This window comes from Lapidilactobacillus concavus DSM 17758 (assembly GCF_001435835.1).
Lineage (GTDB): Bacteria > Bacillota > Bacilli > Lactobacillales > Lactobacillaceae > Lapidilactobacillus > Lapidilactobacillus concavus.
This window is the reverse complement of the sequence record NZ_AZFX01000067.1, coordinates 1-327: the sequence shown is the minus strand read 5'-3', so window position 1 is coordinate 327 and position 327 is coordinate 1. Positions and strand designations below refer to the sequence as shown.

2 tRNA genes are annotated in these 327 nt (G+C 47.4%); both read left to right on the top strand.

Going from position 1 to position 327, the window contains the following annotated elements:
- The first annotated feature begins 74 nt into the window (after positions 1-74).
- Positions 75-148: transfer RNA gene (locus FC15_RS06230), tRNA-Ile, on the top strand.
- 24 nt (positions 149-172) lie between these two features.
- A tRNA-Ala gene (locus FC15_RS06225) sits at positions 173-245 on the top strand.
- The last annotated feature ends 82 nt before the right edge of the window (positions 246-327 follow it).

The window sequence follows — 327 nt, the reverse complement described above, 5'->3', positions numbered from 1 at the left end:
TGACCAACGGAACCTGCATAGAAACTTTGTTCAGTTTTGAGAGGTCTACTCTCAAACGAAAGTAACGCTTGATCGGGCCTATAGCTCAGCTGGTTAGAGCGCACGCCTGATAAGCGTGAGGTCGATGGTTCAAGTCCATTTAGGCCCATTGCTTTGAAAGAAGCAGCAACATGGGGGTTTAGCTCAGATGGGAGAGCGCCTGCTTTGCACGCAGGAGGTCATCGGTTCGATCCCGTTAACCTCCATTGATGGTCAGCAATGATCGTCAATGAACTCGTTCTTTGAAAACTGGATACTATGAAACTGTAATAACCGAGAAACACACGA